We start from the raw sequence: 25,118 nt of genomic DNA on the forward strand, positions 1-25,118 counted from the left end.
CGACAGCCAGACCTCCTCAAATAAACACCCGGTGTCACTTCACATGACATATTAAGATGATGGGGCTTGCCTAGTTTAGGGGCCTTTCCCGGAGTTCCCGAAGCATGAATCTGTACATGTCCCGCCCCCGCATGTTGAACCTGAACTCGCATTCCTTCAGATGGAGGTAGAAGTCCTCCTTGGGTATCCCCTGGTATTTTACCAGCCTGTTCTTGGCGTATCCCCAGAAGCTCTCGATGCCGTCGATATGGTTGCCCGGGCTCCCCCGCTCGACGAACCCGTTCTCGCCGCGGCTCACCCTGTAATGGCGCTTGCAGCCCCAATCGACCAAGCCGTCGTAGGACGCGGACCCGTCGGTGCACATTATGGAGTCCTTGGACACCTTTCCCTCGATGACCGCATCGACGTCCTGCGGGTGACGTCCGGCACGATCCGGGTGTGGACCTTGCCGCCGCGCTCGGGCAGCCCGAAGGCGATCGCCTTGCCCCGCCCCCCGCGGCCCCGGACGCCCCTCGCGCGCCTCGCGCCGAAGTAGCTCTCGTCGGCCTCGACCTCGCCGTCGAAGGGGCTGTCGGCCTCGCTGATCTCGGCTATGCGCGCCCTCGGCATGCCGTGGCAGCGGTTGACCGTGTTGCGGTTGAGGCCCGTCGGGGAGGCCGCCGAGAGCGCCGTCACGTCGGCGCAGAAGAGCCTCGGCAGCTCCCTGAACTTGCGCTCCGAGAGGTGCGATTTTGTGACGTACTTGTTCTTCGGTGCCTTCTTGCTGCTCATGGCCTAATTCTAGAGCCTTTCCGGCCCCTAAACTAGGCAAGCCCCTATGTACGGCATCGATTTCGAGAAGTTCCGCACGCTCGCCTACCTCATGATCGCCGCGGGCGGCGTGAGCGCGTCGATCGACTTTCTCTACGCCATCATCACCGTGCTGCGCCACCAGGACTCGGCCACCAAGCCCTACCTCGTCACGTTCGCCTTCGCGCTCGTGGTGCCCACCGCGCTCATCTGGCTGCTCGGCCTCACGGGGGCCGTCGTTGGGCACCTCGCCTCGATGCTCTTGCTGCTGGTGCTGCTGGGTATCGAGTACTACCGTATTCGGCAGAACCTCTCGCAAAAGAACCGCTCGCCGTTCCACTTGTAGGACGCGACCGCAGTCGCGGTTGCAGCGGCACCTCAAATTAGGGACTGTCCCTAAATTGAGGTGGTCAAAGGGGCCCTCGCCGACCCCTGCCTCCGCTACTCGCCCTCGTTGATGTCGGCGTACCACACGCGGCGGTCCTCCAGGCGCATGACGCCCACGCGGCCGCTCGGGTACCCCGCGGCGGCCGAGCAGTCGATGCAGATGCGGTCGGCGACCCCGCCCGTGTCGCGCGTCGGGCCAACCTCCACCATCACGCCGCGCAGGTTCTCGTCCACGCCCGTCCCGCACATGAGGCGCGCATAGCGACCCAGCAGGATCGACGGGGTGTGGCCGGCCACCACCACCGGGCCGCGGCCGTCCAGGCCCACAAGGCCCGTGGGGTTCGACCAGAACTCGCGCCGAATCCACAGCAGGTCCTCGACCTGCTGGGAAACCATCGCCCCCAGCAGGTCCTCCGCCGTGGCGTACGCATAGCCACCCCGGCCATCCGGCCCCACGCCCGCCTGGGCCAGCGATGCGCGCAGGCGCGGCGCGTCGATGCCGGCGTGGCACAGCACGTGCATGCGGCGGGCGCCGGGGGCGGCGGTGGGACGAGCGTCATCGGTCTCCACCACGGCGAACGTGGGCAGCGCCGCGAGCCAATCCATGAGCTCGGCGTAGCGCTCGCGCGGCAGCGCGTCGAGCTGCTCGGAGGTCACGAACCCGCCGTTCATATGCCACGACATCATGTCGAGCTGATCGTCCTTGAGGATCGTCTCGAGCAACATCGCCTCGTGATTGCCCATGAGCACGTGGACGTTGGGCAGCGAACGCACCAGGGTGATGACGCCCAACGGGTCGGGGCCGCGATCGACCATGTCCCCGAGGACGAACACCGTGTCTTGGGTTCCGGGCCGTGCCATCTCAAGGGCGCGGTCGAGCGCCCGCACATGCCCGTGCGCGTCCGATGTCACATACGTCGCCAAAGCGCCCTCCTTCAAGGTCAACTTGAACGTTAGGGTTATTGTATGCCCTCATGGCCCGAAGCTCAAACAACTTGTGGGACACTTGTTAACATTCAGGTCACGCGCCCTTCATCCGCCCGGCAAGTACTTTACAGTGCTAAAGTTCTCGTCACATCATCCGTCCGATTGGAAGGTGCGCCATGGCGCGTGTGCACAATTTCTCCGCCGGCCCGGCCGCGCTCCCCGAGTGCGTGCTGCGCGAGGCTCAGACCGAGCTGCTCGATTACGCGGGCAGCGGCATGTCCGTACTCGAGATGAGCCACCGCTCCGCCACGTTCCAATCCATCATCGACGACGCCGAGGCGAGCTTGCGCCGTCTGCTGGGCATCCCCGGCAACTACCGCGTCCTGTTTCTCCAGGGCGGCGCGACCCTGCAGTTCGCGGGCATCCCGCTCAACCTCATGCGCACCGGGCGCGCCGGCTACCTCCTCACTGGCAATTTCGCCAAGCTCGCCTGGAAGGAGGCGTGCAGATACGGTGAGGCCGAGGTGCTCGCCACCAGCGAGGACACGAACTTCGACCGCATCCCCAACCTTGAAGCCGCGGGCGAGCGGGCGAGCCGGAACGACCTCGACTATGTGTACATCTGCCAGAACAACACCATCTTTGGCACCATGTTCAGCGAGCTCCCCCCTACCGGCGCGACGCCGCTCGTCGCCGACGTGTCGAGCTGCTTCTTGTCGCTGCCGCTCGAGGTCGAGCGCTACGGGCTCATCTACGCCGGGGCGCAAAAGAACGCCGGGCCCGCGGGCGTCACGGTGGTGATCGTGCGCGAAGACCTCATCGAGAACGGCCCCGCGCGCGCCGACATTTGCCCCACCTACCTGGGCTACCAGCTGCAGGCGGCCAAGGGCTCGATGTACAACACCCCCAACACGTTCGGGATCTACCTGTGCGGCAAGGTCTTTCGCTGGGTCGAGCAGACCGGGGGCCTCACCGCCATGGAGGCGCGCAACCGCGCCAAGGCGGAACTGCTCTACGACCTGATCGACCACAGCGAGCTGTTCCACGGAACCGCGCAGCCAACCAGCCGCTCCATCGCCAACGTCACGTTCCGCACGGACGACGCAAACACGGATGCGGCCTTCATAGCCTTTGCGCGCGAACGCGGCATCGAGGGCGTCAAGGGGCACCGCCTGGTGGGCGGCATGCGCGCGAGCATCTACAACGCCGTGAGCATGGAGTCCGTCGAGGCGCTGGCAACGTGCATGCGCAACTTCGAGGCCAGCTGGTCCCCGCGATCTATCTAGGGCCTTGGCGCCCCAACCCGCCCGCCCGGGCGGTTGGACCCGCCTCGGGCAGTCCCGCTCGCGCGAAGAGCCCACTGATCTCTTCGGCTCGTGGGAAACTCGCGGCGGCACTGACCGCCCGGGCGGGCGGATCGGGACTCCAAGGCCCCTCAGCACGCGAGCCTTTACCACTAGCATGAGGGCCGAGCGCTTGGGCGGATGATGGAGTCCGCCGCGAACTCCGCACGCAAAAGAGACCCCGTGGGCCCCTCCGTCGTGCGCAGGGCTGTTCGAGCGCCGGACCTCATCATCCACCCAAAACGGAAATCGAGGACCATCATGCGATACATCAAGACCATCGACGACATCACCAAGGACGGCGCCATCGACTTTGGAGCCGGTTACGAGTTCGTCGAACGCGCCGAGGACGCCGACGCCATCCTCATGCGCTCCACCGACCTGCACGGCTACGACCTGCCCGAGGGCATCCGCGCCATCGGCCGCTGCGGCGCCGGCGTGAACAACATCCCCATCGAGGAGTACGCGCGCCGCGGCGTGGTGGTGTTCAACTCCCCCGGCGCGAACTCCAACGCCGTCAAGGAGATCGTGCTCGCCATGATGATCATGTCGAGCCGCGGCATCGTGCAGGCCATGCAGTGGGTGCGCGCCAACGCCGACGACCCGGACATCCTCACGTCGGCGGAAAAGGCCAAGAAGGCGTTCGTGGGCCGCGAGATCCGCGGCAAGCGCATCGGCGTCGTGGGCCTGGGCAACGTGGGCTCCAAGGTGGCCAACGCGTGCGTCGAGCTGGGCATGGACGTCTACGGCTACGACCCGTTCATCTCCGTCGAGCACGCCTGGGCGCTCAACCGCGAGGTCCAGCGCGTGGGCACCCTCGAGGACCTCTGCCGCGGCTGCGACTACCTCACCTTGCACGTGCCCTCCAAGGCGGACACCGTCGGCATGATCTCGACCGAGCAGCTCGCCCTGCTCGCGCCGGGGGCGGTGCTCATCAACTTCGCGCGCGAGACCATCATCGACGAGGACGCGGTCGCCGCGGCGCTCGAGGCCGGCAAGCTCTCCTGGTTCGCCTGCGACTTCGCCACGCCCAAGACCGTGCGCATGCCCCGCACGTTCATCACCACGCACTCCGGCGCGGGCACCGAGGAGGCCGAGGCCAATTGCGCCGACATGGCCATCTCCGAGCTCAAGGACTACCTGGAGAACGGCAACATCGCGCACTCGGTGAACTACCCCGCCTGCTCCATGGGCAAGGCGCGCGCCGCGAGCCGCATCGCGTGCCTCCACGCCAACGTGCCCAACATGATCGGCCAGATCACGGCGATCCTCGCAAAGGACAACGCCAACGTGCAACGCATGGTCAACGAGAGCGCCGGCGAGAACGCCTACACCATGTTCGACACCGACGAGCACCTCGACCGCGCGACCATCGAGGCCCTCAAGCAGATCCCCTCCATGTACCGCGTGCGCGTGATCAAGTAGGCGAAGGCGCGCTGGGTATCGAGCCGAACGGAGCAGTCGCTACGACCCCAAAATCGAATCGGCGGCGTCGGGCGGGAACGCGATCGACGCGATGCCCTCCGCCACCAGGGCGCTCACCGCGCTCGAGACGCTCTCGATGGGCACGCCGCCGTCCGAGGCGATCCAGCGCCGATACGCCGCGAGGATCCCGCCGAACACGAACGAGAGGTAATACTCGAGCAGTTCGGCGGGGATCGCGCGCGGCACCGCCCCGTAGCGCCTGAGCTCCTCGAGCATGGACGCCTTGACGCAGGAGAGCAGCAGGTCGAACGGGACGCACTCGAACACGCGGCGGTTGAGCGAGATGTTGGTCATGAGCGACACGTTCACCATGTCGAAAAACGTGCGGAGCCGCACGTCGAGGTCCTGCTCCAAAAGCTCCCCATCGCGAAAGAGCAGCGCGTGCGTGCTCTCCACGATCTCGGCGATATGCCGGTCGAGGATGTAGGCGAGCAGCCCGTCGATGGACCCGAAGTGCTTGTAGAACGTCTTGCGGTCCACATCGGCCTCGCGCGCGATGTCCGTGACGGTGATGTCCTCGTAGGGCTTGGCCCTCAGCAGATGCTCGAACGCGTCGATCATCACCTTGCGCGAGCGCATCACGCGCTTGTCCGTGCGCTTGTCCGGATGCCCATCCATGCACTCGCCTGCGCGCCCGTCCGCGCGCTCGCCCGCGCGTCCACCCGCATGCGCATCCGCGTGCACCCTCGCACGTCCATCGTCGTTCGGCACCGTCTCCACGCTCCTCCCCATTTGGGTCGAAGTGGGTATAAACCCACAACTACCTGCATTTCGTTGATTAGACACAACTGTAAGTCCACAGTTGTAGAATATACCACAGCTGTTATCATGCATCCTCAAGGCAAGGCCCGTGGCACCGTCCGCCGTTACCGCGGCGCCGCAGGCGAGCCCCAGACCCAAGGCGCTCGGAACCCGGCAACGCACCCCTAAAAGCGCACCGCGAGAAAAACGGGGGCGACTCCGCACCGAGACGTCCGTTTGCGAGAGAGGAAGCAGGTATGGCACTCACGCAGGCCGCCGAGCGCGCGGCCCTCAACAAGCTCATCGACTATCTCGACGAGGACCCTAAGGCCCATATCGACAAGATCATGGCGCTCGTCGACAGACTCGTGCCCGAATCGGTTCTGACCTCGCAGCGCCGGGCCTTCGACACCGCGATCCGCGAGCGCAACAACTGGTACCGCCTCATGATGCGTATCTTCGACCTCAACCCCGCCGTCCGCACCAAGCTGCTCAAGGTGCTCATCGCCGATTGCAGCATCCTGGGGTGGCCCATGCAGGAAAAGATGCGCGAGGAGCACCAGTGCAACATACCCTACGCCATCCTGCTCGACCCCACGAGCGCCTGCAACCTCCATTGCACGGGCTGCTGGGCCTCCGAGTACGGCCATGCCCTCAACCTCTCCCTTGAGGACATCGACTCCATCATCTGCCAGGGCAAGGAGCTCGGCTGCCACCTCTACATCTACACGGGCGGCGAGCCGCTCGTGCGCCGGAACGACCTCATCGCCTTATGCGAGAAGCACCAGGACTGCGCGTTCCTCTGCTTTACCAACGCCACCCTCATCGATGAGGCGTTTTGCCAGGACATGATCCGCGTGGGCAACTTTGTGCCCGCCATCTCGGCCGAGGGTGACGAGGCCACCACCGACGCGCGGCGCGGGCGCGGCACGCACGCCAAGATCGAGCGCGCCATGGCGCTGCTCAAGGAGCACGGCCTGCCCTTTGGCATCTCCTGCTGCTGGACGCGCGAGAACGCGGACACGGTCGCCACCGAGGAGAACATGGACTGGATGATCGGCAAGGGCGCCCTGTTTTGCTGGTACTTCCACTACATGCCCGTGGGCGCCGCATCGCCCGCCTCGCTCATGCCCACGCCCGAGCAGCGCGAGCGCATGTACCACTTTGTGCGCGACATGCGGCACAAGAAGGACCTCTTCACGCTCGACTTCCAAAACGACGGCGAGTATGTGGGCGGGTGCATCGCCGGCGGTCGCCGCTACCTACACATCAACGCCGCGGGCGACGTGGAGCCCTGCGTGTTCATCCACTACAGCAACGCCAACATCCACGACGTCAGCCTGCTTGAGGCGCTCAAGTCGCCGCTGTTCATGAAGTACTACGAGTCGCAGCCCTTCAACGACAACCACCTGCGCCCCTGCCCCATGCTCGAGAACCCCTACGAGCTGGGGCGGATGGTGGCGGAGTCCGGCGCCCACGGGACCGACCTCGTGGAGCCGGAGACGCCGGAGGAGCTGCGGCGCAAGACCTTGCCGGGCGCAGCCGACTGGAAGCCCGTGGCCGAGCGCATCTGGCGCGACGAGGCCGACCCCATGCACGCCAAGCGCGCGGAGGGCCCACGCCAGGGCATGGCGGAGAGTGACCTCAAGCGTTTCGAGCGTTTGAAAAAGTAACTTGTGCGGCGAGGGGATCCGGCGGACAGGGTACGATATTCGCATGCGCGATTCACCCGCCGCGAGAGGATTTTCCATGAGAGCGCTTCCCTTTCCCTGCATACGCCCCGTCCCCGAGCACGCCGCCGAGGTCGCCGCGCTCCCCTACGACGTGTTCGACCGAGCTGAGGCCGCCGCGTACGTCGCGGACCGTCCGCTCTCGTTTTTGAACATCGACCGCCCCGAGACGCAGTTCGCGCCCGAGCAGGACATGTACGCCCCCGAGGTGTACGAGCGCGGGGCGGCGCTCCTGCGCGAGCGCATCGAGGACGGCACGCTCGTCGAGGACCGCAACCTTTCGTACTACATCTACGAGCTCTCGTGGGAGGGGCACAGCCAGACGGGCATCGTCGCCGTGTGCTCGGTGGACGAATACGAGCAGGGCGTCATCAAGCGCCATGAGCTCACGCGCGAGGAGAAGGAGCGCGACCGCATCGAGCACATCGGGGCGCTCGGCTGCCAAACGGGCCCGATCTTCCTCGCCTACCGCGATCAGCCCGTGCTGGACATGATCGTCGGCGCCGCCAAGACGTCCACGCCCCTGTACGCGTTCACCGACGATGACGGCGTACGCCAAACGGTATGGGAGGTCGTGCGCCGCGACGCGGTAGACGCGCTCCACGCGATGCTCGGGCAGATTCCGTGCGCCTATATCGCCGATGGGCACCATCGCGCGGCGAGCGCCGTGCGCGTCGCGCAGCGCATGCGCGAGGAGGCGCGCGCAGCGGGCACGTACACCGGCAAGGAGCCGTTCAACTACTTCCTGTCCGTGCTGTTCCCCGCAAGCCAGCTCACCATCCTGCCGTACAACCGCGTCGTGGCCGATCGCAACGGCCTCAGCACCTATGAGCTGCTCGAGGTCCTGCACGGCGCGGGGTTCGGCATCGTCGAGTCGCCCGTGCCGGTCGAGCCGCGCGAGCGCGGCGTCTTTGGCATGTACACCGATGGGACCTGGTACGAGCTGCGCGCCGACCAGCCCGACGCGCGCGCCTACGCCGAGAGTACGGGCGGCGGTACGGATGGCGAAGCGAGTGAGGTCCGCGTCGCCGACGCGAGCGAAGCCCTCGTCGCCGACGCCCCCTCCTCCGGTGACTCCGACGCGTTCGCCTGTGCCGCATCGAGCCCTGTCGACGACCTCGATGTCTCGATCCTGCAGACCTGCATCCTCGCGCCGATCTTTGGCATCGACGACCCGCGCACCGACGAGCGCATCGCCTTTGTGGGCGGCATTCGCGGCACCGAGGAGCTCGAGCGCCGCGCGGGCGCGGAAGGCGTGGCGTTCACCCTGTGCGCCACCGGCATCGACCAGCTGCTCGCGGTGGCGGACGCCGGGCTGGTCATGCCGCCAAAGTCGACGTGGTTCGAGCCCAAGCTCCGCAGCGGCCTGTTCATCCACCGCATCGCAAAACAGTAACGGCTCCGCCCAGAGCGGCGCCGCACCGCACCATAAGCGCTGCGCACCAACACGCAGGGCATCTCGCAGTTCAAGCGAGAGGCCCTGCGTTTCTCATTCCCCACAAAGAGGCGGTGTTGCGGAAGACGTCGACGTCAATATGCGATGTTGCGGAAAACATCGACGTAGACATGTGATATTGCAGAAACGTCCACGTCGACATGCGATGTTGCAGAGATGGGCGCATCAAGATGCGGCCGCGCAAAGTCGGACGTTTCCGCATGGCGGCGGGTCACCGCGCGACGCGCGGGACGGCCGAGCACTACTCCCCCAACAGCTCCCTCAATCGATCCTGCTCAATGACCTCGCTGAGCGAGAACACCCCGCCGTCGTATGCGAAGCGCATGATGCTGCAGTTGCCGGGCACACCACCTCGGTCATAACCGCCTTCGGGCACCCAGTGCGAGAGGAACTCGCGACATGCAGAGCCGTGGCTCACCGCCAGCACGCGCTCATGCCCGGCGCGGCTCATGATCTTGGTGAGCGCATCGCACACGCGTTTACGCACGTCGGCCTGCGACTCACCGCCAAACGGCACGTAAAAATCGCCCCAGGGAAACGACGACATCAGGCTCACGCGCTCTCCCTCAAAGGCGCCAAAGCCCCATTCCCGCAGATCCTGCACGCGCTCATAGGGCATGTCGACGATGCGCTCGATGGTCTGCTGCGTGCGCGTGAGCGTGGAGGTGTACGCATGGTCAAACGAGATGCCCTCGCGCGCGAAGTAGCGCCCGATGCGCTCCGCCTGCTCCTCCCCTTCCCGGGTTAAGGGCGCATCGCACCAGCCCTGGATCACGCGCTTTTCGTTGAACATCGTCTTGCCGTGACGAACCAGATAGAGCTCCCGTGCCATTGCCTCTCCCATCAACCGGCGACGCCGCCTTCCAAACGGCGGCGATCAACAATCATGCATGCACAGCATGATAGCCTTCGGCGGCACCAGCAAGGCGGCTCGCGCAGGCGTCGCGCGAGCCGCACCTACGGGGCGCGGTGCCACGCTCCGGCGCTGCCCGCGATGAGGTCATGCGCGTCAAGCGGACCGGCGTCCTCGCGGCGGCGCTTCCCTTGGGCTCAAGGCCCCTCCGGGCTCGATGCGGGTCTACCCCTCGAGTTGCTCGCTGGCCTCGAGCCAGGCCATCTCGAGCTCTTCCAGCTCCTCCTGGGCGGCGGCAATGGCCTCCTGCTGCGCGGTCAGCGCCGCGAAGTCCGTGGGGTCGATGTCGAACATGGCGGCCTTGAGCTCGTCGATCTTGGCGCGACGCGTCTCCATCTTGCGGTCGAGCGAGGCGACCTCCTTTTTGAGGCGCTGGCGCTCGGCATTGGAAAGCGAGGGCGCCGCGGGAGAACCCGAATCCCCAGAGCCCTTGGCGGCCTCACCGGAAGCGCCCGGAGCGGCGGCACCGGCGCCAGAGGCAGGCACGGCGGCCGCGCCCGTGAACCCGGGCGCCTGCAGGCGCGCATTGCCGGAGGCGTTCAGCTGCCCCGCCAGGTGCAGGTACTCGTCGACGCCGCCCGGCACATGCCGCAGCGTGCCGCCCACGAGCGCCCACTGCTGGTCGGTCACGCGCTCCATGAGGAAGCGGTCGTGCGTCACCAAGATCAAGGTGCCCGGCCAGCTGTCGAGCAGGTCCTCAACCAGCGCGAGCATATCGGTGTCCAGGTCGTTGCCGGGCTCGTCCAAAATGAGCACGTTGGGCTCGTCCAAGATGGTAAGCAGCAGCGACAGGCGGCGCTTTTGTCCGCCGGACAGGTCCTTGATGCGGCTCCACATCTGCTGCTGGGTAAAGCCCAGGCGCTCGAGGAGCTTTTCGGGCGTGGTCTCCTTGCCCTCGACCATCACGTAGCGCTTGCCGCGCGCGAGCACCTCGCGGATCGTGTCGTCCTCGACGGGCTTGAGCTCGTCGAGCTGCTGGGAGAGCACGCCAAAGCGCACGGTTGAGCCGATTTTCACGCGGCCGCGCAGGGGCTTGAGCTTGCCCTGGATGATGTTGAGCAAGGTGGTCTTTCCGGCACCGTTCTCGCCGAGCAGGCCGTAGCGGTCGCCCGCCCCGATGAGCCAGGTCACGTCGGAGAGGACGGGACGGTCCGAGGACGCGGCGGATGTCGAATCGCCGGTGGCGGCGGCCGTCGCGTGCTCGGCACCTGTCGCGCCGTCGGGAGATGCCGCGGCGCCGGAAACCTCGCCCGCCGAGCTGAGCGCCGCGTCGCGGCCGTCCGCAACGCCACCCGCAGCGCCTGCGCCGCGCGCATACCCGGCATCCACGTCGATCACATCGATGACCTGCTTGCCCAGACGGCTCACCGCCAGGCGCTTGAGCTCAAGCTCGTTGCGCACGGGCGGGACGTCGGCGATGAGCTCGCGCGCGGCCTCCACACGGAACTTGGGCTTGGTGCTGCGCGCCTGGGCGCCGCGCGAGAGCCATGCGAGCTCCTTGCGCGCCATGTTGCGACGGCGCTCCTCGGTGACGGCCGCCATGCGATCGCGCTCCACGCGCTGTAGGATGTAGGCCGAGTAGCCGCCCTCGAATGGGTCGACGCACCCGTCGTGCACCTCCCACATGGACGTGCACACCTCGTCGAGGAACCAACGGTCGTGCGTCACCACGAGCAGACCGCCGCTCCCCCGCTGCCAGCGGGACTTGAGGTGGTCGGCGAGCCAGTTGATGGTGCGCATGTCCAGATGGTTGGTGGGCTCGTCGAGCATGAGCACGTCGTAATCGCCGATGAGCAGGCGCGCGAGGTCCACGCGGCGGCGCTGACCGCCGGAGAGCTCGCCCACCAGGCCCTCCCACGGCACGTCGGCAATCAAGCCGTCCAGGATCTGGCGCACGCGCGGGCTCGAGGCCCACTCGTACTCGGGGATGTCGCCCACCACGGCGCGGTGCACGGTGCTGGCGCTGTCGAGCGAGTCGCGCTGGCCCAGCACGCCCACGGCCACGTCGCGGCGGCGCGTCACGCGGCCCGCGTCGGGCTCAAGGACGCCGGCGAGCACGGACAACAGGCTCGACTTGCCGTCGCCGTTCTTGCCCACGATGCCGATGCGGTCGCCCTCGTTGACGCCCAGGGTGACGTCCTTCGCGATCAGCTTGGTGGGAAATTCCAGATGCACGCTGTCGCAACCCAGCAAAATGGCCATAAGCACATGCTCCTCGCACTCGTATTCACAGCCATTCATCTTAGCAGGGTCAGGCGCTCTAACGGCTGGGGTGGAGGGCGTAAGGTCCGATGCTCGGACAATCGTTTCGAGTAAATACGAGCAGTCCACTGGACTGCTCGGCATGCGGAACTCGCCTCGGACCTTACGCCCTCCACCCCAGCCGGCACGTCATCGCCGTGGGCCCTGTGCTCCAACTCACTTAACACGCTTTCGCCATGACTCGCACAAAGCCGTCTTAGGTCCTGCACATCCTATCAGCGCGCTCTTGTCGCAGGCGCCATATGTCCCCACTCCACTAACATGTTCCCGCCGCGAGCACTGAACCCTCCGTCTTTCCGATACGTCGTCTCAACACGCAATAACCAGGAGCCCTCCCGGGGCATATCGTCCCGCGCGCAGTTCCGCATGAGCCGGAGGGTCCAGTGGACCCTCCGCGCGAACAGGATTGTTCGAGCACGGGATGACGTGCCCCGGGAGGGCTCCGATGGGATTGGTGCGCCCTACGAGAACATACCGGTCAGGTAGTCGTTCAGGCGCTTGTCGCGCGGGCGCTGGAAGATCTGGTCGGTCTCGCCGTACTCCACCATGTCACCCATGTAGAAGAACGCCGTGCGATTGGACACGCGGCTCGCCTGCTCCATGTTGTGCGTCACGATCACGATGGCGCGGTCGCGCACCACGGAGTGCATGAGCTCCTCGATGGCGAGGGTGGAGATGGGATCGAGCGCCGAGCACGGCTCGTCGAACAGGATGACGTCCGGGTGCATGGCGAGCGTGCGCGCGATGCACAGGCGCTGCTGCTGGCCGCCCGAGAGCGAGAACGCGCTTTGATGCAGCTTGTCCTTGACCTCGTCCCACAGCGCGGCGCCGCGCAGGCTCTCTTCCACGAGCGCGTCGAGGTTGTCCTTGCCGCGCAGGCCGTGGCGCTTGGGCGCGAACACGATGTTCTCGTAGATGGTCTTGTGGAACGGGTTGGGCTGCTGGAACACCATGCCGATGGAACGGCGCAGCTCGTAGAGGTTCTCCTCGCGCGTGTTGACGTTGCGCCCGCCGTAGAGGATCTCGCCCTCCACGCGGCAGCCACGGATCTCGCGGTTCATGAGGTTCAGACTGCGCAAAAAGGTGGACTTGCCACAGCCCGAGGGACCGATGAGCGCGGTGATCTCGCCCTTATGGAACGCCAGCGAGGTGTTGTGCAGCGCATGGTTGTCACCGTAGAACACGTTGACGTCGCGCGTCTCGAGCACGACCTCAGGGGCTGGAGCCACCGCGGCAGCGACACGACCCAGCTCACTCGCGGCTGAAGACGTGCCTGCGGCGGCCGATACGCCCCCGGCTATGCCCGCGGAACCAGACATCGGTTGCGCTGCAGGCGCAGTGGTCCCCAGCCCGTTACCGTCGGGCGCGGCTGCCGTCGACGCACCCGCACTACCTGCGGCGGCTTCGCCCGTAATCACGTCACTCATTCGGCAGTCATCCTTTTCGCCAGGGCCTTGCCCGCCACGCGGGAGACCACATTGAACAGCAGTACGCAGATCATCAGCAGCGCGGCGGTGCCCCACACGATCTGCTGGGCCTCCGGGGCACCCTCGCCGTAGATCTTGTAGATGTGCACGGCGAGCGACTCGCCGGGGCGGAAGATGTTCCAGGCGCACGTGGGGCTCGCGAAGTTGAGGGTGAAGAAGTTCAGGCGCACGGGGCTCGACATGCCCGAGGTGAACAGCAAGGCGGCCGCCTCGCCGAACACGCGGCCCGCGGAGAGCACCACGCCCGTCACGATGGCCGGCATGGCAGCGGGAATCAGCACGTGCACGGTGGCCTCCCAGCGCGTGAGGCCCATGGCCAGGCACGCGTCGCGCTGGTGCTGGGGCACGTCCTCGAGCGCCTGCTGGATCACGCGCACCAGGATGGGGATGTTGAACATGGTGAGCGCCACCGCGCCGGAGATGATGGAGTACTTCCAGCCAAAGTTGACGGAGAACACCAGGAAGCCGAACATGCCCACCACGATCGACGGCAGGGAGGAGAGTGTCTCGATGGCCGTACTGGCGATGTGCGTGATGGGGCCCTCGGGAGCGTACTCGGTCAGGAACACCGCGGCCCCCAGGCTCACGGGCACCGAGATGAGCAGGGTGATGACCAGCAGGTAGAACGAGTCGAACAGCTGGTAGGCCACACCGCCTGCGGCGCCGTTCGCGCGACTGGGCTGCGTGAGGAACCCGGGCGTGAGCAACGTGGAGAGGCCCTCGTACAGGATATAGGCCACCATCGACACGACGATGAGCATGACGAGACCCGCGATGGCGGTGAGGACACCGGTGGCGATGCGGTCCATGCGCTGCGCGCGGGCGATGTGCCCCGTGTCGACCTTGAGTCCCGCGTTGGCCCCGCGCCCCGCATCGACCTTGTGACCCGCATCGGCCCTCCGCCTTGCGTCAACCTGAGATCCTTCGTCAACCTTAAGCCCCGCTTCGGAGCCCGCCGCGGCGGCGGCCGCTGGCACCGTTGGCGCCGCCACGGGCGCCGGGGACGTTCGGCAGGTCTTAGCCATGGGACTTCGCCCCCTTCTTGCCGATGAAGTGGATGATCATGATGAAGATGAGGGACATGCCCATGAGCATGAGGCCGAGCGACCACAGCACGTCCTTTTGCACCGAGCCGTCGGCGTAGATGGCCATGCTCGTGGTGAGGGTGGTGGTGATGGTCGAGGCGGGCGAAAGCAGCGAGGCCGGCATGACCTCGGCGCCACCGATGACCATGCGCACGGCGAGCGTCTCGCCAAAGGCGCGCGTCATGCCCAGGATGACCGCGGTCATGAGCGAGGGCAGCGCGCTTTTGAGCACCACGTGCCAGATGGTCTGCCAGCGGGTGTAGCCGAGCGCGAGCGACCCCTGGCGGTATCCGTCCGGCACCGCGCGCAGCGCGTCCATGGAAAGGGTCGTCACCGTGGGCAGGATCATGATGGAGAGCACGATGGCGCCCGGCAGGATGCCCATGCCCGTCTGCGTGCCGAACAGCACCTTGCACGCGGCGACCACCACGTGAAAGCCGATGAGGCCGAACACGACCGAAGGGATGCCCACCAGCAATTCGACCATGGGCTGGAACACGCGCTTGCCGAACGAGGGCGCGATCTCGACGGCAAAGATGGCGGAGCCGATGGCGATGGGCAGCGCGATGGCGGTCGACAGCAGCGTGACCGCGAACGACGTGACGATGAGCGGCAGCGCGCCGGTCTGCGGCAGGCCGGTCGCCTCGTCCACGTTGGCCAGGCTCCAGTCAGTCCCGGTAAAGAACCCCACGACGTCGACGCCGTCCTTGATGAAGGTCGACAGGCCCTTTTGCGCCACCATGACGATGAGCGCAAGCACAAGGAGCGTCACGAGCGCTACGCACGCGCCCGTGACGCCCTGGCCGACCCTCTCAAGGTTGCGCTTGGGCAGCTGTTTTGCCATGACGCACCTTTCGAGATGATTGCAGATCAGCGATTACTTGTTGGAGACGTTGCCCTCGGCGTCCTTGACGACGACCATCTCGGACACGGGGATGAAGCCTTGCTCCTCGACGAGCGAGCTCTGGACGTCGTCGGAGAGCATGTACTCGAGGAAGGCCTTGGTGGCGTCGTCGGCGTCCTTGGCGCAGTACATGTGCTCGGTGGCCCAGATGGGGAAGCTGTTGTCGAGCACGTTCTTGCTCTCGGGCTCCACGCCGCCCACCTTGATGGCGGTGAACTTAGTGTCGTCGAAGTGGGAGAAGTCGATGTAGGAGATGGCGTTGTCGGTGGAGCCCATGAGGGTCTGGACGTCGCCGGACTTGTCCTGTTCGGGCTGGGCGGGCTTGTAGCTGTTCTTCTCGTCGCCAAAGACGGCCGCCTCGAAGGTGGCACGGGTGCCGGAGCCCTCCTTGCGGTTGACCACGACGATCTCGGCGTCCTCGCCGCCGACCTCCTTCCAGTTGGTGATCGTGCCGCCAAAGATGCCCTTGAGCTGCTCCAGGGTCAGGTCGTCGACGGTGACGTTCTTGGAGACGATCGGGCCCATGCCCACCACGGCGACCTCATGGTCGACGAGCTTGGCGGCGGCGTCGGCGTCGAGCTTGGTCTCGGCGAACACGTCGGAGTTGCCGATGGTCACGGTGCCAGAGGACACGGCGGTGAGGCCCGCGCCGGAGCCGTTGCCGGAGCCGGACACAACGCAGTCGGGGTTCTCGTTCATGAACTGCTCGGCGGCGGCCTCCACGAGGGCCTGGAAGGAGGAGGCGCCGTCGTAGGTGACCTCGCCCACAACGCCCGCGGCGGCGTCGGCGGAACCGGCGGCGGGGGCGTCGGAGCCGCCGCAACCGGCGAGGCCAAGGCCCGCGAAGGCGGCAAGGCCGCCGGCGAGGCCGAGGAAGGAGCGGCGAGAGCAGGAATAGTCGAACATGGTTCTCCCTTCGAGAGCAATAAAGCGCGTCATCGCGCAGACGGCATGCGCGGGCGTTCCCATCCCGCGCGGGGCGTGTCTGGTTTTGCCCCATCCGTCGTACGGCTAGCACCTTACCGCGCGCTCGCCGCGCGCCCGCTCTCGCCCGCCGACTCTTACGGCGCTTTGACCAAGCATTACCGCGAGCTGCGCCCGCGCTTACACGCGGCTTACATTTGGCCCTCGCTGGCGAATCCTGGTTTACACGGAACATGAGGTCCGAAAAACAGCCGCAATGCATCGAGGAGTTTCTTATATGTCGCCTTCCACGCAGGACATGCAACGCATCCCACGCAAGGACATGACGCAGGGCATATATCGCAGCCCACGCAAGACATGTGGCATACTTCGCGCGGGACATGTGGCGCGTCCCACGCAGGACATTGAGAACTGGGGAGCGACAACAATCGGCAACACATGAAAGATCGCCCCGGCCCGAAGGGAGCGCCCCGGCTTGGTCGCCAAACGACCAAGCCGGGGCGCTCTCCCCTAATGTTTCGATCCTAACTGCGCCTCAAGACGCTTTGCGTGCCCCCATTACACGCCGCTCGACAAAATGTGTGGGGTTTTCTGGGCCCATGCGATATATCCACTTATTTTGGACTACAGCGACCTGCGGTTTCATTGGTTAAAAAGCCCGTCTACTCACGTAGACCGCGATAAACCCCACACTTTTTAATAAGTGACACCCTATCACCCTGCCCGTTTCACCTTATAACGCCCAAACATCCCGCTCGCGCTCACCATCAATAGGGCAAACTGGAGACAAAGCGCAGCATGAAAGCCTAACGCTTCTTGCGTGAATGTTTCTTCGCGTTCGATTGTTTCTTCGCACCCGATTGCTTCTTAGAGCTCGACTGCTTCTGTGGGTTCGACCCCTTTTGAGAAGCGGGGCGGGAAGCACTCGTACGACCCGTGGTCCCGCCATGATTCCTACGATACAAAAATCCACCGAACACCATTGCCAACGCAACGACCACGATGCCGAACAGCTGCTCCCAAATACTCGGCATAGTCGATCTCCTTCTCTTTCACTTGCGGTCGATCCTTCTTGAGCGAGAAGGATCGACCGCGTTCCTCGCCACCGATGCGGCGCTCGTCCGCACTTCGAAGCATGTTGCCCATCGAGCCCGCGCTACAAATCAAGCTCATTCAGGCGCAACAGCGCCAGAATGTACATCTTGAGCGCATCACGCAGCAACGCCTCGTTCACAGCCTCATTGGGACCGTGCATCGTGCCCGCCCACGCCGGAAGCTCCAGCGAATTGTCCTCGGGGCCAAACGAGACCGCGCTCGCGAAATTGCGCGCGTAGGTGCCGCCGCCCATCGAGAACGGTTCGGCCGACCTGCCCGTAACCTGGCGATATACGTTGAGCAACGCCTGGACGCACGGGCTGTCCGCCGAGACGGAGAACGGTTCCTTGACGCTGCCCTGGCAGAACTCGGCACCGTATTGGGCGGCCGTCGCGTTGCAGATCATGCGCATCTCGTCCGCCGTGATGGAATCGGGGAAGCGAACGTCGATGGTCTGCAGGATGCGGCCGTCCACCACCTCGATGGTGCCGGCGTTGCAGGTGAGCGGGCCGAACGCCGCGCTCTCGGAGGCGATGCCCAAACCGCGGCCCGCCGTATCCTCGTGCACGCAGGCGAGCAGGTCCAGGAAGGCGCACTCCTGCGCGGCGAAGAGCTCCGGCCTCGCAGCGGCAACCTCGCGCAGGTACCCCACGACGAGCGCGATGGCGTTGATCGTGCCCTCGGGCAGCGAGGCGTGACCGCCGATACCCTGCGCGAATATCCGCGCGGAGCCGTCCTCAAGCGCCTCAACCGCCACGCGGTCGGCGTTGGCCCGCGGCACGGGCAGCTCGGAGACGGAAACGCCGAGCACGCAGACCGACTCGCTCGGAATGGCGTTGGTCGCCTCGGCGCCGCTCCACGAGTGAATCACACCGCCCTCGATGGGCGCGCTCGCGAACGTGCCGCCAAAACAGCCCTTCTCGGCGTTGCATACGGGGAACTCGGCGTCGGGCGTGAACAGAAACAGGGGCTGCTCATGCGACTCGAGGTAATGATGGACATCGGACATGCCCACCTCCTCGTCGCACCCCAGCAGGGCGCGGAACGTGTAGCGGGGCGTTATGCCCTGGCGCAGCAGGTACGCGCCCGCATACAGGGAGAGCACCGCCGGGCCCTTGTCGTCGATCACGCCGCGGCCGAGCAGCCAGCCCTCGCGTCGCTCCATGGCAAACGGGTCGGTGGCCCAGCCGGGGCCGGCGGGAACCACATCCACGTGCGCGATTGTGGCGATGTGCTCCGCGCGCTCGCCGGCGATATCCGCGTAGCCTACAAAGCCCTCGTCGTCACCCGTCTGGTAGCCCAATCGCTCGGCGATGCCGAGCGCGCAGTCCAGCGCGGCGCGCACGGGACGCCCGAACGGCGCACCGGGCTCGGCAGCCGACGCATCGGCCACGGACGCGTGCGAAACGAGCGTGGAGATATCCGCAACGACGTCCTCCCACACCTCGTCGACGTACGCGTCGACGCTCTCCATCACATCAGCGCGCATGGGCGCCTCCTTCCCTCAAAAACAGTCACGCCGCTTATTGTGCCCCATTACAAGAAGCGGATACACCTCAAACATGGCGCAGAGCCCCACGCGCCCGGGACCGCGCGCGGCGCCTAGACGCCCGAAACTCACACGCCCGGCATCCACGACAGGCTCGCGGCATTTAGACGCCCAGCACGCGCGCGACGTCGAACATGTCGGAGCACACCGCGGCGGCGCCCGCCTCCTCGTGCTCACCCGGCGCAGCGGCGCCCGAGTAGATGCCGATGCAGGGAATACCCAGCTCCGCGGCGCCCAACACGTCATACATGCGATCGCCCACCATGACCGCGTCCTCGGGGCGAACGTCGAGCGCCGCGAGGGAGGCGGCGATAGACTCGGCCTTGGTCTGACGCACGCCGGGCACGCGACCGCACACCGCCTCGAAGTGCGTCACGCCCAAATCGCGCACCAGCTCCGCCGTGGAGGCCTCGAGGCGTGACGTGGCCACGGCCATGCGCTTGCCCGCCGCCGCGAGGGCGTCCAGCAACGCCACGGTTCCGGGAAACAAAGGGATGTCGGTCGCGGTGACCGTCCGTGCAAAAAGGTCGCGATACTCCGCGGCGATGCGCAACGCCTCGTCCTCGCCCACGTTTGCGACCAAACGGATGCCGTCCTCGAGCGGCGGCCCGATCAACGGCAGCATCTGCGCCTCGGTGAGAGAGATGTCGCGTCGCGCCAGCACCTCGCTCACCACGCGCATGATGGCGGGTTGCGTGTTGGCGAGCGTTCCATCGAAGTCGAACAGCACGACGGGGCGCGCCGCCAGCGACGGGTCGAACAGCCCGCACGCATCAGAATCGGACGTCAAGCCCGAACCGCGCGATGCAATGCCCCCGCCCGCGGACGCCCCACCCGTCCGCCCCTCCGAGCGGAACACCTCCAACGCGGGCACCGCCCCGCCGTCGTCCTTCCTCCCGGCCATCATCTCGTTTCCCATCATCACGGCTCTCCCCTCTCGGCAATCGATAGAAAAACCCCGACGGGCGCAGAGCCCATCGGGGTTTGCAGCGAACCTAAGGTTCAAAGGCGACACGCGCGGGCGCTACTCGGCGTCCTCGGCCTTCTCCTCGCCCTCGAGCGGGGCGACCTCGATCTCGATGCCGAGGGTCTCGGCAGCGGACTTCATGGAAAGGGAGATGCGACGACGGTCGAGGTCGATCTCCATGACCTTGACCTGGACCTTGGCGCCCACAGCGGTGACCTGGGCAGGCTGGTCCACGTGCTTGTTGGCCATCTCGGAGATGTGCACGAGACCCTCGATGCCGTCACCGAGGTCGACGAACGCGCCAAAGGGCACGAGCTTGGTGACGGTGCCCTCGACGATGGCGCCCACGGGGTACTTCTTGACGAGCGCGCGCCACGGATCCTCGGTGGTCTGCTTGAGACCGAGGGAGATGCGCTCGCGGTTCAGATCGACGTCGAGCACCTCGACCTCGACCTCCTGGCCGACCTTGACGACCTCGGAGGGGTGGTTGACGTGGTTCCAAGAGAGCTCGGAGATGTGGATGAGGCCGTCGATGCCGCCCAGATCCACGAAGGCGCCGAAGTCCACGATGGACGAGACGGTGCCCTTGAGGCGCATGCCGCTCTTGAGCTTGGAGAGAATCTCGGAGCGCTCGGCCTTGCGGGACTCCTCGAGCACCACGCGGCGGGAGAGCACGACGTTGTTGCGGTTGCGATCCATCTCGATGACGCGGGCCTCGATGCGGGTGCCGAGGTAGGAGGTGAGGTCCTTCACGCGGCGCAGGTCGACGAGGGAGGCGGGCAGGAAGCCGCGCAGGCCGATGTCGAGGATGAGACCGCCCTTAACGACCTCGATGACCTCGCCCTCGACGTTCTCGCCGGCGTTGAACTTCTCCTCGATGCGGTTCCAGGCACGCTCGTACTCGGCGCGCTTCTTGGAGAGAACCAGACGACCGTCCTTGTCCTCCTTCTGGAGCACGAGCGCCTCGATGGAGTCGCCCAGCGCCACGAGGTCGGCGGGGTTGGCGTCCTTGCGGATGGACAGCTCGCGGACGGGGATGACGCCCTCGGACTTGAAGCCGATGTCGACGAGGACCTCGTCGCGCTCGATCTTCACAACGGTGCCGTTGACCAGGTCGCCCTCATCGAAATCGGTGATGGAGTTGTCGATGAGGTTGTTCATCTCCTCGGTATCGACGTCGTCGAGGGAGAAGATGGACGAGTTCTGAATCTCACTCAAAGGTGGACCCCTTTCGAACTACGGGGCCCCGATTACCTGACCTGCAGATGGTTGCGAGCCTTGAGGGCACATGCCGCCAGCGCGCGCGCACCGTTTGGAACAATCTCGGGGGCCGACAGATACTGATGTGAAGCATACGCATTCACGAAACAGTAGGTTACGTGGAAACTTCTGTGTTTTCAAGCGTGAAGTACGATTTTTTCGTACTCGGCAACAAACCTTACGCGAATGGCATTCCGCCTGCTTGGGCCCTCACGTAGAATGCTTTATATAAATCGATTCAATTCTGGGAGTCGTCGTGTCCACCATCCAAGAAGTCGCCAAACGTGCCGGCGTCTCGGCGGGAACGGTCTCGCGCTACCTCAACGGGCATCAGCTCAAGGCGAGCAACCGGATCCGCGTCGAGGCGGCCATCGAAGAGCTCGGCTACCGCAGCAACTACCTGGCGCGCAGCCTGCGCTCCAAGCAGAGCATGTCCATCGGCCTGCTCATCAACAACATGCTCAATCATTTTGCCGTGAGCGTGGTGGCGCAGGTGGAACGCGAGATGGAGCTCAACGACTACAACATCATCCTCTCCGGCTTTCGCGAGGACCGCGAGGTGTTCGTGCGCAAGCTCGAGAACCTCATCGACCGCCGCGTCGACGGGCTCATCCTCTTCGAGGCCATCGAGGACGACCGCGCGCGCAGGCTCCTCGAGCAAAGCGGCATCCCGACGCTCTCCATCTCGAACCCCCTGCCCTATTCGTGCGTGGACAACATGCTCGCCGCTAACCGCGCGAGCTGCCGCGAGGTGACCGGGCGCATGATCGAGGCGGGCCACGAGCGCATCGGCATCCTGGCCGCGTCGCAAGACGAGTACGTCTCGCGCGAGCGCCTGGCCGGCGTGCTCGAGGCGTTCGACGAGGCGGGGCTGCCGCGCAAGAACGCCGTGGTGCGCATTGGCGGCTACGAACGCGAGTGCGGGTACCGCGACATGATGGCGCTCGTGAACGAGGACGGCATGGACTGCGTGTTCGTCCTCAACTACGGGCGCAGCCAGGGCGCGCAGCAGGCGCTCAACGAGCTGGGGCTGCGCGTTGGCGAGGACATCTCGTTTGCCTGCTACGACTATCTGGACACCAAGACGTACTTCCACCCGAGCATCACCACCGTGTGCCCGCCGTCGATCGAGATCGGCTCGCGCGCCGCGCGCGAGATCCTCTCCATGATCGAGGAGGGGCGCCTGGGCTCCGGCAAGACGACCTACACCGACGAGGACATCGCCTGGCTGCCCTCGATCATCGGGCTCAAGGGCTGCTAGATCCCAACGTTCGACATCGATATGCCATTCGCTCCGGCCCGCCGGCATGGTCCGGCGGGCCGTCCCACGATGAAGAAGGACCCTGGCGGCCGGAACAGGGGTCATCGGGCCAACGCGTAAAACAACCGAGGCGATCAGCGCGGGAACCGTGCGACCAGCCAATGCCAACGACGGGCAAGAAAAAGCCCCGCAGCCGCCATGCGACTGCGGGGCACGCGATGGCCCGTCTCGAACGAACCGGGCCTTGGGAAACGACCGTTTGTCTAGGCGTTCTTCTTGGCAAGATCGATGAACTTGCCGGCCAGGATCTTGAAGGTCTCGGCGCTCATGAGCTGGTCCTCGGCGTGGATGAGGATGATGCTCGGGTCGATGTGCTCGCCGCCGGCCTCCTGGGCGATCATCTCGCCGTGCTTGGCGTGACCGGTCAGGAAGAACTGCTCGCCCTCGGCGACACGGGCCTCGGCCTCCTCGATCTTGCCCTCGCCGGCCAGGTCGATGGCCTCGATGAAGCAGCTGCGGGCAGAGCCCACGTTGGCGATGATCTCAAAGCACGCCATCTCGATCTTGTTCATGTCGTCCATGTTACTCCTCGCTCTCCGCGGCATCGGCTGCCGCATCCTCGGACTCCTCCGCGAGACCGGCCTCGGCCTCGTCATCCAGGGAGGACGCCCCATGTTGCTTGATGTAGGTTTCCATATCGCGCAGGCGGTTCTTGATCTTGCGCTTGGCAAAGGGGCTGTACAGCGCGCCCATGAGCTTGCCGTTCAGGTCGTTGAGGGCCTTGTCGCCCGCGTAGCCCTCCTCGTAGACCACGCTGATCCCCTCCCCGCCCTCGAGCGGGGAGATCTCGTAGCGCACGGTGTTGACGCCGCGCGAGGACGTGATCGAGGCGGCGTACAGGCGCGGCGGCTCGAACTCGGTGATCTTGGTGGTCACGTGCTGCGCGCCGCCGACCTTGGCGGCGAGCGTCTTTTGGTAGGTGAACCCGGCCTTGATCTTCTTGGCGGGGACCTTCTTGCCGCGCGCCTGCTCGGCGTCGTAGCGCACCGAGGTGACGATGCTCTCAAAGAGCTCGTCGGCGCCGATACCCATCTTGACCTGTACTTTCATTACCCCTCCTCAGAGGGCGCCGCCGTTGCCCGAGCACGCGCGACGCCCCATCTGCCTTCCTAGAAGCCGCGCGCCTCGGCGAGCTGCTTGTACCAGCGGCCGCTCTTCTTGATGCGGCGCTCCTGCGTCTCGAGGTCGAGCTCCACCAGGCCGTAGCGGTTCTTGTAGGCGTTGAGCCAGCTCCAGCAATCGATGAACGTCCACAGATGATACCCGATGCAGTTGGAGCCCTCGTCGATCCCGCGGGCGAGCTCGGTCAGGTGCTCCTTGATGAAGTCGATGCGATAGTCGTCCTGGATGGTGCCGTCCGCCCCGCGGAACTTGTCCTCGCCCTCGACACCCATGCCGTTCTCGGAGACGATCCACTCGATGTTGCCGTAGTTGTCGCGCAGGTTGATGGCGATGTCGTACAGCGCGTGCGGGTAGATCTCCCAACCGCGGTGCGGGTTCATGCGACGGCCCGGCATGGCGTACACGTCGTAATAGTACGTGGGCATGAAGGGCGCCTCGGGGTTGGGCAGGCTCGCACGGGCGCAGACGCGCAAGGGCTGGTAGAAGTTGACGCCCAGGTAATCCACCGTGTTGTCGCGGATGATGGCGAGATCGGTCTCGTCGACCACGGGCATGAGGCCGTGCTTCTTGATGAGCTCGACGAGCTCGGGATCGTAGGCGCCGTGCACACTCGGGTCCAGGAAGCTCTTGTTGGCGAAGAGCTCGGCGATGTGGGCGGCGCGGACGTCGGCGGGATTGTCGGAACGCGGATAGGCGGGCGTGAGGTTGAGCACGATGCCGATCTTGGCGTCGGGCAGGACCTCATGGCAGGCACGGACGGCCAGCGCGCTGGCGAGCGCCGTGTGGTAGGCAACCTGTGCCGCGGCCTTAGGGTCGACCTTGCAGGGGTAGTGGTACTGCTGCAGATAGCCGCACTCCACGTGCACGATGGGCTCGTTGAACGTGTACCAGCGCTTGACGACGTCGCCGAATAGCTCGAACGCAATGCGGGCATAGCGCTCGTAGAGGTCGACGACCTCGCGGCTTTCCCAGCCGCCGCGCTCCTGCAGGGCGACGGGCATGTCAAAGTGGAACAGGTTCACGAAGGGCTCGACGCCCTCGGCGCGCAGCGTGCCGAACACGTTGCGGTAGAACTCGACGGCCTCGGGGTTGGGGTCGCCCTCCGGGTCGGGCAGCAGGCGCGACCAGCTAATCGAGGTGCGGAAGGAGTTCTGCCCCGTCTCGTGCAGCAACTCGATATCCTCGCGCCAATGCTCGAAGAACGTCGACGTGTCGGCGGGACCGACGCCGCCGTGGAACTTGTAGGGCTCCTCCTCGAACCAGAGGTCCCAGATATCCGGGGCCTTGTGATCGGCGGTATGGGCGCCCTCCGCCTGGGTCGCGCTCGTGGCGCTGCCGAAGTAGAACCCTTCCGGGAACTTGACGTCCATC

The 25,118-nt window shown here is 65.7% G+C and carries 21 protein-coding genes; 6 read left to right on the plus strand and 15 right to left on the minus strand.

The features are described 5' to 3' along the window. Positions 1-70: 70 nt before the first annotated feature. Complete coding sequence (locus LK434_RS04600) at positions 71-931, minus strand: IS1595 family transposase (RefSeq protein ID WP_227917868.1); 861 nt, start codon at positions 929-931, stop codon at positions 71-73. On the opposite strand from LK434_RS04600, the gene LK434_RS04605 reads away from it, so the two are divergent. Further along, positions 818-1,135 carry a hypothetical protein gene (locus LK434_RS04605; protein WP_006720446.1) on the plus strand — a complete coding sequence of 106 codons (318 nt, stop codon included), beginning with the start codon at positions 818-820 and terminating at the stop codon, positions 1,133-1,135. The two genes, LK434_RS04600 and LK434_RS04605, sit on opposite strands and share 114 nt — an antisense overlap. A 95-nt stretch (positions 1,136-1,230) precedes the next feature. On the opposite strand, the gene LK434_RS04610 is transcribed toward LK434_RS04605, so the two are convergent. Beyond that, entirely contained in the window at positions 1,231-2,100 is an 870-nt protein-coding gene (locus LK434_RS04610) for a metallophosphoesterase (RefSeq protein WP_040360556.1), read from the minus strand. 179 nt (positions 2,101-2,279) lie between these two features. Between LK434_RS04610 and serC the strand changes: the two genes are divergently transcribed. Both serC and LK434_RS04620 read left to right on the plus strand, forming a co-directional pair. Beyond that, positions 2,280-3,389: a 3-phosphoserine/phosphohydroxythreonine transaminase gene (gene serC, locus LK434_RS04615; protein WP_006720444.1), complete on the plus strand. Its 1,110-nt coding sequence runs from the start codon at positions 2,280-2,282 to the stop codon at positions 3,387-3,389. 318 nt (positions 3,390-3,707) lie between these two features. After that, positions 3,708-4,871 carry a phosphoglycerate dehydrogenase gene (locus LK434_RS04620; protein WP_040360555.1) on the plus strand — a complete coding sequence of 388 codons (1,164 nt, stop codon included), beginning with the start codon at positions 3,708-3,710 and terminating at the stop codon, positions 4,869-4,871. Positions 4,872-4,910: 39 nt separating this feature from the next. Here LK434_RS04620 and LK434_RS04625 read toward each other — a convergent pair whose 3' ends face one another. Beyond that, on the minus strand, positions 4,911-5,651 hold the full coding sequence (locus LK434_RS04625; protein WP_227917869.1) for a TetR/AcrR family transcriptional regulator: 741 nt from the start codon (positions 5,649-5,651) through the stop codon (positions 4,911-4,913). A 278-nt stretch (positions 5,652-5,929) separates the two neighbouring features. On the opposite strand from LK434_RS04625, the gene LK434_RS04630 reads away from it, so the two are divergent. Together LK434_RS04630 and LK434_RS04635 are read left to right on the plus strand one after the other, a co-directional pair. Next, positions 5,930-7,345, plus strand: a complete 1,416-nt coding sequence (locus LK434_RS04630) for a radical SAM protein (RefSeq protein ID WP_006720441.1) — start codon at positions 5,930-5,932, stop codon at positions 7,343-7,345. 76 nt (positions 7,346-7,421) lie between these two features. Continuing rightward, positions 7,422-8,798 carry a DUF1015 domain-containing protein gene (locus tag LK434_RS04635; protein ID WP_006720440.1) on the plus strand — a complete coding sequence of 459 codons (1,377 nt, stop codon included), beginning with the start codon at positions 7,422-7,424 and terminating at the stop codon, positions 8,796-8,798. A 301-nt stretch (positions 8,799-9,099) separates the two neighbouring features. On the opposite strand, the gene LK434_RS04640 is transcribed toward LK434_RS04635, so the two are convergent. The 9 genes from LK434_RS04640 to rpsA all read right to left on the minus strand — a co-directional run bounded on the left by LK434_RS04640 (position 9,100) and on the right by rpsA (position 21,262). Further along, positions 9,100-9,690 carry a histidine phosphatase family protein gene (locus LK434_RS04640; protein WP_040360554.1) on the minus strand — a complete coding sequence of 197 codons (591 nt, stop codon included), beginning with the start codon at positions 9,688-9,690 and terminating at the stop codon, positions 9,100-9,102. 246 nt (positions 9,691-9,936) lie between these two features. Next, complete coding sequence (locus tag LK434_RS04645) at positions 9,937-11,973, minus strand: ABC-F family ATP-binding cassette domain-containing protein (RefSeq protein ID WP_227917870.1); 2,037 nt, start codon at positions 11,971-11,973, stop codon at positions 9,937-9,939. Positions 11,974-12,494: 521 nt separating this feature from the next. After that, positions 12,495-13,460, minus strand: a complete 966-nt coding sequence (gene pstB, locus LK434_RS04650; RefSeq protein WP_006720435.1) for a phosphate ABC transporter ATP-binding protein PstB — start codon at positions 13,458-13,460, stop codon at positions 12,495-12,497. Beyond that, the gene (gene pstA / locus LK434_RS04655) at positions 13,457-14,545 is read right to left on the minus strand and encodes a phosphate ABC transporter permease PstA (protein ID WP_006720434.1); all 1,089 of its coding nucleotides are present in this window, start codon (positions 14,543-14,545) and stop codon (positions 13,457-13,459) included. Before pstA ends, pstB begins: the two co-directional genes overlap by 4 nt. Continuing rightward, entirely contained in the window at positions 14,538-15,449 is a 912-nt protein-coding gene (gene pstC / locus LK434_RS04660; protein WP_006720433.1) for a phosphate ABC transporter permease subunit PstC, read from the minus strand. The genes pstA and pstC overlap by 8 nt, the downstream gene beginning before the upstream one ends. 33 nt (positions 15,450-15,482) lie before the next feature. Next, entirely contained in the window at positions 15,483-16,415 is a 933-nt protein-coding gene (locus LK434_RS04665; protein ID WP_227917871.1) for a phosphate ABC transporter substrate-binding protein, read from the minus strand. Between the two features lie 1,174 nt (positions 16,416-17,589). Then, positions 17,590-19,017: a Sapep family Mn(2+)-dependent dipeptidase gene (locus LK434_RS04670; protein WP_006720426.1), complete on the minus strand. Its 1,428-nt coding sequence runs from the start codon at positions 19,015-19,017 to the stop codon at positions 17,590-17,592. 163 nt (positions 19,018-19,180) lie between these two features. Further along, a complete protein-coding gene (locus LK434_RS04675) occupies positions 19,181-19,999 on the minus strand; it encodes an HAD hydrolase-like protein (protein WP_006720425.1) in 819 nt (272 codons plus the stop codon). Positions 20,000-20,101: 102 nt separating this feature from the next. Beyond that, positions 20,102-21,262, minus strand: coding sequence for a 30S ribosomal protein S1 (gene rpsA, locus LK434_RS04680; RefSeq protein WP_006720424.1), 1,161 nt, complete (start codon positions 21,260-21,262; stop codon positions 20,102-20,104). A gap of 298 nt (positions 21,263-21,560) precedes the next feature. On the opposite strand from rpsA, the gene LK434_RS04685 reads away from it, so the two are divergent. Then, positions 21,561-22,565 carry a LacI family DNA-binding transcriptional regulator gene (locus tag LK434_RS04685; RefSeq protein ID WP_006720423.1) on the plus strand — a complete coding sequence of 335 codons (1,005 nt, stop codon included), beginning with the start codon at positions 21,561-21,563 and terminating at the stop codon, positions 22,563-22,565. A 263-nt stretch (positions 22,566-22,828) separates the two neighbouring features. Here the strand turns inward: LK434_RS04685 and LK434_RS04690 are convergent, their stop codons facing one another. From LK434_RS04690 to LK434_RS04700, 3 genes are read right to left on the minus strand one after another with little or no spacing between them, the layout of a single operon-like run. Continuing rightward, on the minus strand, positions 22,829-23,146 hold the full coding sequence (locus tag LK434_RS04690; protein WP_006720422.1) for a PTS lactose/cellobiose transporter subunit IIA: 318 nt from the start codon (positions 23,144-23,146) through the stop codon (positions 22,829-22,831). 1 nt (position 23,147) lies between these two features. Next, positions 23,148-23,675 carry a DUF3284 domain-containing protein gene (locus LK434_RS04695; protein WP_006720421.1) on the minus strand — a complete coding sequence of 176 codons (528 nt, stop codon included), beginning with the start codon at positions 23,673-23,675 and terminating at the stop codon, positions 23,148-23,150. A gap of 59 nt (positions 23,676-23,734) precedes the next feature. Next, complete coding sequence (locus tag LK434_RS04700) at positions 23,735-25,117, minus strand: glycoside hydrolase family 1 protein (RefSeq protein WP_006720420.1); 1,383 nt, start codon at positions 25,115-25,117, stop codon at positions 23,735-23,737. Between the last annotated feature and the right edge of the window lies 1 nt (position 25,118).

Source organism: Collinsella stercoris DSM 13279, from assembly GCF_020735465.1.
GTDB lineage: Bacteria > Actinomycetota > Coriobacteriia > Coriobacteriales > Coriobacteriaceae > Collinsella > Collinsella stercoris.

Coding starts and splice junctions, on each gene's coding strand:
- LK434_RS04605 (WP_006720446.1), top strand. CDS start 818: ATGTACGGCATCGATTTCGAGAAGTTCCGCACGCTCGCCTACCTCATG.
- serC (WP_006720444.1), top strand. CDS start 2,280: ATGGCGCGTGTGCACAATTTCTCCGCCGGCCCGGCCGCGCTCCCCGAG.
- LK434_RS04620 (WP_040360555.1), top strand. CDS start 3,708: ATGCGATACATCAAGACCATCGACGACATCACCAAGGACGGCGCCATC.
- LK434_RS04630 (WP_006720441.1), top strand. CDS start 5,930: ATGGCACTCACGCAGGCCGCCGAGCGCGCGGCCCTCAACAAGCTCATC.
- LK434_RS04635 (WP_006720440.1), top strand. CDS start 7,422: ATGAGAGCGCTTCCCTTTCCCTGCATACGCCCCGTCCCCGAGCACGCC.
- LK434_RS04640 (WP_040360554.1), bottom strand. CDS start 9,690: ATGGCACGGGAGCTCTATCTGGTTCGTCACGGCAAGACGATGTTCAAC.
- LK434_RS04645 (WP_227917870.1), bottom strand. CDS start 11,973: ATGGCCATTTTGCTGGGTTGCGACAGCGTGCATCTGGAATTTCCCACC.
- pstB (WP_006720435.1), bottom strand. CDS start 13,460: ATGAGTGACGTGATTACGGGCGAAGCCGCCGCAGGTAGTGCGGGTGCG.
- pstA (WP_006720434.1), bottom strand. CDS start 14,545: ATGGCTAAGACCTGCCGAACGTCCCCGGCGCCCGTGGCGGCGCCAACG.
- pstC (WP_006720433.1), bottom strand. CDS start 15,449: ATGGCAAAACAGCTGCCCAAGCGCAACCTTGAGAGGGTCGGCCAGGGC.
- LK434_RS04665 (WP_227917871.1), bottom strand. CDS start 16,415: ATGTTCGACTATTCCTGCTCTCGCCGCTCCTTCCTCGGCCTCGCCGGC.
- LK434_RS04670 (WP_006720426.1), bottom strand. CDS start 19,017: ATGCGCGCTGATGTGATGGAGAGCGTCGACGCGTACGTCGACGAGGTG.
- LK434_RS04675 (WP_006720425.1), bottom strand. CDS start 19,999: ATGATGGGAAACGAGATGATGGCCGGGAGGAAGGACGACGGCGGGGCG.
- LK434_RS04690 (WP_006720422.1), bottom strand. CDS start 23,146: ATGGACGACATGAACAAGATCGAGATGGCGTGCTTTGAGATCATCGCC.
- LK434_RS04695 (WP_006720421.1), bottom strand. CDS start 23,675: ATGAAAGTACAGGTCAAGATGGGTATCGGCGCCGACGAGCTCTTTGAG.
- LK434_RS04700 (WP_006720420.1), bottom strand. CDS start 25,117: ATGGACGTCAAGTTCCCGGAAGGGTTCTACTTCGGCAGCGCCACGAGC.